At 57.1% G+C, this 6,329-nt stretch carries 7 protein-coding genes; 5 read left to right on the forward strand and 2 right to left on the reverse strand.

Annotation, left to right across the window (positions count from 1 at the left end; all coding sequences use genetic code 11):
* The first annotated feature begins 1 nt into the window (after position 1).
* Positions 2-676 carry a flavin reductase family protein gene (locus GGQ73_RS22525; RefSeq protein ID WP_183897955.1) on the forward strand — a complete coding sequence of 225 codons (675 nt, stop codon included), beginning with the start codon at positions 2-4 and terminating at the stop codon, positions 674-676.
* Between the two features lie 547 nt (positions 677-1,223).
* Here GGQ73_RS22525 and GGQ73_RS22530 read toward each other — a convergent pair.
* Positions 1,224-1,937 (reverse strand): type 1 glutamine amidotransferase domain-containing protein, encoded by a 714-nt coding sequence (locus GGQ73_RS22530; protein ID WP_183897956.1) that lies wholly within the window; start codon positions 1,935-1,937, stop codon positions 1,224-1,226.
* Positions 1,938-2,052: 115 nt separating this feature from the next.
* Between GGQ73_RS22530 and GGQ73_RS22535 the strand changes: the two genes are divergently transcribed.
* Complete coding sequence (locus GGQ73_RS22535) at positions 2,053-2,985, forward strand: LysR family transcriptional regulator (protein ID WP_183897957.1); 933 nt, start codon at positions 2,053-2,055, stop codon at positions 2,983-2,985.
* A gap of 3 nt (positions 2,986-2,988) precedes the next feature.
* Here GGQ73_RS22535 and GGQ73_RS22540 read toward each other — a convergent pair whose 3' ends face one another.
* The gene (locus tag GGQ73_RS22540; protein WP_183897958.1) at positions 2,989-4,398 is read right to left on the reverse strand and encodes an amidase; all 1,410 of its coding nucleotides are present in this window, start codon (positions 4,396-4,398) and stop codon (positions 2,989-2,991) included.
* A 108-nt stretch (positions 4,399-4,506) separates the two neighbouring features.
* Between GGQ73_RS22540 and GGQ73_RS22545 the strand changes: the two genes are divergently transcribed.
* From GGQ73_RS22545 to GGQ73_RS22555, 3 genes are all read left to right on the forward strand, one after another.
* Entirely contained in the window at positions 4,507-5,070 is a 564-nt protein-coding gene (locus GGQ73_RS22545; protein WP_183897959.1) for a TetR/AcrR family transcriptional regulator, read from the forward strand.
* A gap of 159 nt (positions 5,071-5,229) precedes the next feature.
* Positions 5,230-5,484 (forward strand): FitA-like ribbon-helix-helix domain-containing protein, encoded by a 255-nt coding sequence (locus tag GGQ73_RS22550; protein WP_183897960.1) that lies wholly within the window; start codon positions 5,230-5,232, stop codon positions 5,482-5,484.
* Positions 5,481-5,900: a type II toxin-antitoxin system VapC family toxin gene (locus tag GGQ73_RS22555; protein WP_183897961.1), complete on the forward strand. Its 420-nt coding sequence runs from the start codon at positions 5,481-5,483 to the stop codon at positions 5,898-5,900. Before GGQ73_RS22550 ends, GGQ73_RS22555 begins: the two co-directional genes overlap by 4 nt.
* Positions 5,901-6,329 lie beyond the last annotated feature (429 nt).

Genomic DNA, 6,329 nt, shown 5'->3' on the forward strand with positions numbered 1-6,329 from the left:
AATGACCGACACGACCCCTGCCCACACCCATTTCGATTTCGCCAGGCTTACCGAGCGCGAGCGCTACAAGATCCTGATCGGCACGGTGATCCCGCGTCCGATTGCGCTTGTGACAACGGTCGACAGAGAAGGCCGCCCCAATGCCGGGCCGTTCAGCTTCTTCAATGTACTGACCCATGATCCGGCAATCGTTGCGATCGGCGTCGAGAATTACGCCGACATGCGCTTCAAGGATACGGCGCGCAACATTCGCGAAACCGGCGAATTCACCGTGCATATCTGCGACAGCGCACTCGTGGACCAGATGGAGATATGCGCCATTAAATTCGGTCCCGACATCAATGAGATGGAGGAGGCGGGTCTCGAAACCGTGCCGGGTGAAATGGTGGCTAGCCCACGCATTCTCGCAGCGCCCGCAGCGCTTGAGTGCCGTCGTCATACCACCTTGCAGGTAGGTCCCGCCCGCGAGATCATCCTGGGCGAAGTCGTCGGCGTCTTCGTGCGTAGCGAGGCAGTAAACACGTCCAATCTGCATATCGACCAACAGATGATGGACGCCGTTGGCCGCATGGGCGGACATACCTATGCTCGCACCCGCGACCAGTTCGACATCAAGACGCTGACGCCACAAGAATGGGAGAGCCGGAAGATTTTTGGGGTCGACGCGGCTGAGTAAAAGCTTCGATAACTAGCGGCCTGTTTGGTCGTTAGCTCGCATAGTTCAGGATCTGATCGTCGCCGATTTTCTGCGATCAGCCATTCCTCTAGTAAACGCGGAGCCGGGCACGATTTCCCGGTACGCAATCCAGGAAGGTCCAAGTTCGTTCGCTATCTTCGACACTTTTGACGATAAGGGCGGACGGGATGCCCACTTGAATGGCCAAGCCGCCACAGGTCCATAAGTTGGCTATAATAGCCCACAAACGGTCATGAGCGCCAAAATCTCAAGTTCTGACGGAGTAGCTGAACCTCTAAACTCCCAAGGGGTTGGGCCTCCGTTAGGTCACATTAGCCCGACGTTTGCATGAGCGGGATGGCGAGACCCTAGACGGCATGACCTGCTTGATGGGCAACGACTTCAGCGCTGACGGCTCGATTGACTCGATTGACTTGATTGTCAGTTGAATCGGATGAGTCGTTCGAGATATTGTGCCGTCAGGCTATTTCTGCAACGGCGGGAAGAATTGCGGGTAGTACGACGCGGGCCGCTCCGACGGACACATTCAGTCGGAGAGTGCCCGCTGGCCGGTCAAGGAAGCAGTCTGCAAGATATTGATAAGGATCTGTGCAGTCTCAACGGAGGAGCCGGGGTTCTGGCCAGTAATCAGGAGCCCGTCCTGGACAGCATAGGATCCCCAGTCCGCCCCGCTGGAGTAGACGCCGCCATTCTGCTTCAGCACATCCTCGACGAGGAACGGCACGACGTTGGTCAGGCCGATGCCGTCTTCTTCGGTGTTTTTGAAACCGGTCACCTTTTTGCCCCTCACCAGCGGCGCGCCGTCGGCGGCCTTGACGTGGCGCAGAACACCCGGCGCGTGGCAGACGAAGGCGACCGGTTTTTCGGAGCGATACAAGGATTCTATGATCGCGATCGAGTCCTTGTCTTCCGCCAGGTCCCAGAGCGGTCCATGGCCGCCTGGGTAGAAGACGGCGTCAAAATCATCCGGCCATACGGAGGCAAGCGGCACGGTTGATGTCAGCACGGCCTGCGCGGCCGGATCGGCGTGGAAACGTTTCGTCTGCTCGGTCTGGAAGTGCGGTTCGTCGCTCTTTGGATCTAGCGGCGGCTGGCCTCCTTTCGGTGAGGCGACTGTGATGTCGGCGCCGGCTTCAAGGAAAGTGTAATAGGGCGCGGCGAATTCTTCGAGCCAGAAGCCGGTCTTGTGGCCGGTGTTGCCGAGCTGGTCGTGCGAGGTGAGAACCATGAGGATTTTCATTTGGCGGATCCTTCCGATCTGTCCGACTGTTCGGATGAGAGAAAGATGCACCCTCGATAGACATTTCGGAAATTTATCTTCTTGATTTCAGATATATCGCCAGCAATATGACTGAATGAAGTACGATCTGAACCTTCTGCCTGTCTTCCTGACCCTCATGGACGAGCGCAATGTCAGCCGTGCCGCAGAGCGGCTCGGAATGACCCAGCCCGCTTTGTCAAATGCACTGAACCGATTGCGCGACACACTTCGCGATCCGCTCTTCATCCGCGAGCGGTACGGTATGAAGCCGACACAGACGGCCAAGGAGCTTGCGCCGATCGTGCGTGCGGCGCTCTCCAGCCTGGACGACGCAATCGGCGGACAGCAGGCGTTCGATCCGGCTCTCGCGACGCGCCAGTTCACTATTGCTCCCAACAGCTATGTCGAGATCGTTTTGATGCCGATCATCGTTGCTCGGCTGAAGGATCTCGCGCCGGGTATCCGGTTACGTCTGATACCCTTCGGTAACGATCTGGTAGAGACCGGAGCAGTATCCGGCGCGACGGAAATGGTGCTCGGCAGGATTGTTGATCCGCCGGACAACATGGTGGTGCAGCACATCATGGACGATGGCCTCGCCTGCGTTGTGCGAAAGGATCATCCGGATGTGAAAGATCAATTGTCGCAAGAGCAGTACGAGAATATGAAGCACGTCAACGTGCTGCCGCCCGGCCGGATGCGCATCGGCCTGTTCCAGGCGTTACAGCAGACTGGCCTCAAGCGCCAGGTGGCCGTGTCGGTCACGCACTTCCTAGCGGTTCCGGAAATGGTCGCCGTCAGCGATTACTGTGCGACGCTGCCGCGCCTGATCTGCGAGCGCCTTGCGCGCGACGAAAGGCTCAAAACATTGCCGGCGCCTGTCGATCTCGGCACCTTTCCTGTAGAGCTCGGCTGGCATGTTCGCTACCGCAGCGACCCGGCACACAGATGGCTGAGGTTTCTGATCGCCGAGGTGGCGAAGGAGCACGGTCTTCCACTGGAGAAGGCCGTGCCCGATAGACAATAGCGCTCAGAGCGTGGGACGCAGGCCGCGCGTCGCGCTTACGGCCTCCAAGAGGGATGCGACGTGCAGGATCGTTGACTCTGCCTGCCACTTGCCGACAATCTGGACGTTGATCGGCAGACCTTCCCTGCTTGTTCCGAACCGCATTGAAACGCCTGGGAGACCCGTGACATTGAGAGGTACGGTAGCGCCCTGGAGGTAGGTTGCGTCGACTGTCTGACCATCGATGACAAATTCCTCGACGCCATGCTTGTGGGCTGGAATTGGCAAGACGTGGGTGATGAGAGCGTCGTAGCGGGAGAAGTAATCCGCATAGCCATCTCGTAAGCGCTCGGCGGCCTGTTCGGCATCGATGTAATCCTCCATGGAGGTGTCGGGCAGGGACAGCATTGTTTTTGCCATCTTGTAAAGCTCGTCTTCCCGACGACCTTCGGTCGCTTCGCGGAAGGCTGGCTTCATTTCCATGACATGGAGACGGTTAAATACGTCAAGTGCGAAATCCTTCTCCAGGGCGGGGATGCCGACATGCTCCACCGAGATACCCAGGTCTTTCAACGCTCCGGCAGCAGCCTTGACGGTGGTGGTAACTTCGGGATCGACAGGGCCGAATCCTGGTCCTACCATCCAACCCACGCGAAGCTGGCGATATGGCTGTCGGCCAATGCCGGCATCGAAGGGTACGGTACTTGAGGAGAAAGCATCCTGTCCGTCGGCTCCGGCGAGTTGAGAGAAGGCCAGTGCGATGTCACGCACTGAACGAGCCATTGGGCCAACGTGCCAGAAGCGGCGCGGTGCACGCGGCCAGATGCCGGTCATCGGCACGCGGCCATGGGTCGCTTTCAGCGAGGTGATTCCGGTCTGTGCAGCAGGACCGCGGACGGAGATTGCAAGGTCAGTTCCCAGACCGATCGGCGACATGCCTGCAGCGATGGCAGCGGACTCCCCACCGCTCGAACCGCCTGGCGTGCGCTCCAAATCCCATGGATTGTTGGAACGCCCGGACAGCAGGTTGTCGCTCTCGATCCAATAAGAGAATTCCGGAAGGTTGGTCTTGGCAAGAAGGATACCGCCTGCCTTCTTCATGCGTTCGACGCTTGTCGCATCGCGATCGGGGGTGCGGCCCTTAAAGATCGGTGAACCACGCTGAGTGAGGACACCGGCAGTGTCGATCGAATCCTTGACGGTGAAGGGCACGCCATGCAGTGGCCCCAGTTCCTCACCAGCACGAATTGCGGCTTCAGCTTGACGGGCTGCTTCAAGCGCACCGTCAGCGACAGTCACAATCGCCTTGACCTGGGGGTCGACTGCGTTGATGCGGTCGAGATGGGCTTGCACCACTTCGACAGGCGATAGGTCTTTATTGCGAATGAGTTCTGCCAGCTTGCTGGCATCGGAAAAAATCAGTTTGTTGCTCATAACACTCTCTCTAACTAACGATTGGTAGGTTTGAAATAGTTAGGACTTTACATTTCATTCGTCAACCCCTATCTAACATTTGTTAGCTTGGGACGAAGGAGCGATATTTTGAGCGGCAATGCCAGAGAGGCTATCCTTGCAGCGGGACGACTGAGCGCTCAGGCGCACGGCTATGGGGGACTCAACATGCGCGAACTGGCAGCCAAAGTCGGCATCAAAGCTGCCAGCATTTACCACCACTTTCCGAGCAAAGCGGATCTCGCAGCCGCGATTGCCGAGCGTTATTGGCAGGATACAAAGGCTTGGCTTGTAGAGGTCGCCGACGCGGAGGGTGATCCGACGGCTGCTCTGCGAAAGTATCCCGAGACGTTCCGGATGTCGCTGGAGAATGGCAATCGCCTTTGCCTCGGTAGCTTTCTCGGCGCAGAATATGACGATCTTCCCGAACCGGTCCGAAAGCAGGTGCAGACCTTCGCGAACGTGAACATCGCCTGGCTTGCGGAACGGCTTATCGACGCCGGTCTGACAGATGAGACGGCGAGCAATTCGAGGGCGAGGGCGATCTTCGCCGCCGTCGCGGGAGCGCAGCTCCATGCCCGCAGTCGGTCCGACGTTGCGCTTTTCGACGCGATGATCGATAGCTATAAAGAAGTGGGCTTGTTGCCAGGTTGACAAGTTTCAGTCGGATTCCCCTAACGGGTCGATGGTTCGTGTCCTATTAAGGCGAACGACCGCGCACAATTACCCGTGTCCTTCTCATAGTACGACTTGAGAACGCTATCATTTCTGTGGTATTGATATCACAATAAAGATGTTGATAGGATTGGATAAATGGCGGCGGTGACCATAAGAAACCTCTCTGATGAAACTCATCGGGCGTTACGCGCAAGAGCAGCTTACCACGGTCGTAGTACGGAGGCCGAAATTCGTGACATTCTCGAAGCCGCTGTTCGTCCATCTGGACGCGTGAAACTCGGCTCGCTTCTCGCGGCCATTGGCCGTGACGCCGAAATGTCAAACAGCGACGTCGAAGCGCTGCAACAACAGCGCGACAGGACTCCGGCAGTACCGATGACTTTCGAATGATCTTGCTAGACACTAATGTAATATCTGAGCCTTGGAAGCCGGCTCCTGACACCGCTGTGCTGGCTTGGCTGGATGCGCAGGCCATCGAAACGCTATTCATTTCTGCTATTTCAATTGCCGAACTTCGTTTCGGGATTGCCTCAATGCCATCGGGGAAGCGCCAGACAATTCTCCACGATCGCCTTGAAGGTGAAGTTCTACCGATTTTTGACGGGCGCATTCTGCCTTTTAACGCAGGTACGTCCCAGTTCTACGCGGACCTGATGGCCAGCGGCCGAACATCCGGAAAGGCGATCGGGAAGGCTGATGGACACATTGCTGCTACGGCTGCAGAAAGCCATCTCGCGGTCGCGACGCGAGATACAAGCCCATTTGAAGCAGCCGGATTGAGAGTTATCAATCCCTGGGCCGCCTAAGCCTTTAAAATTGCAGGTCGCTGGTTCGACTCTCATCAAGGCGAAGCGCCACGAACGACCCGTAGTAAGATACTGATCTATATATGATAAAGGACATTATCACATATAGATCGACCGGCAATGCACCGGCGTAGGGATGCCCTGTTATCTCAACTCTGCGCGGGGCAAGCGGCCGATGAACCTGTCGAATACTGCAAGATCATATCGATGAGGGACGCCGGTCGTCGCGATCGGCGGAGGTGTTTGCAGCAAATCTCAGACCACACTATCGGGTATCGCCTCCGCAATCGTCTCATACCACCGGACCAGGGAGCCGTGCTGACCTTGCCCCGTTGAAATAATCCATTTTGAAGTAAGCTCTGGCCCATTGAGAGGACCAGGGAATGAAGCGTAACCGTTTTACAGACGAACAGATCATCGGCATTCTGA

It is taken from the genome of Rhizobium skierniewicense (assembly GCF_014196515.1).
GTDB classification, from domain to species: domain Bacteria; phylum Pseudomonadota; class Alphaproteobacteria; order Rhizobiales; family Rhizobiaceae; genus Agrobacterium; species Agrobacterium skierniewicense.